This is a genomic window from Leucobacter celer subsp. astrifaciens (genome assembly GCF_001273835.1).
GTDB classification, from domain to species: domain Bacteria; phylum Actinomycetota; class Actinomycetes; order Actinomycetales; family Microbacteriaceae; genus Leucobacter; species Leucobacter celer.
This window is the reverse complement of the sequence record NZ_JHEI01000122.1, coordinates 1-270: the sequence shown is the minus strand read 5'-3', so window position 1 is coordinate 270 and position 270 is coordinate 1. Positions and strand designations below refer to the sequence as shown.

The 270-nt window shown below is 67.4% G+C and carries 1 protein-coding gene; it reads right to left on the bottom strand.

Going from position 1 to position 270, the window contains the following annotated elements:
* On the bottom strand, positions 1–270 hold a 270-nt coding region (locus AMS65_RS00420; RefSeq protein WP_193786992.1), incomplete at both ends, for a CoA transferase.

Sequence of the window (270 nt, the reverse complement as noted above, 5' to 3'; positions counted from 1 at the left end):
CTTGGGCGCCTGGCCGCTGGCGAGGTAGTTGGTGTTCATGTTGGCCAGCATGGCGACCTGCACGTCGAGCAACGCCATGTCGATGTACTGGCCTTCGCCGGTGCGGTCCCGGTGCGCGAGCGCGGCGAGCACGGCCACGGTGGCGTACATGCCGGTCATCAGATCCGAGATAGCCACGCCGGCCTTTTGCGGACCGCCGCCGGGCAGGTCGTCGCGCTCGCCGGTCAGGCTCATGAAGCCGCCCATGCCTTGCACGATGAAGTCATAGCC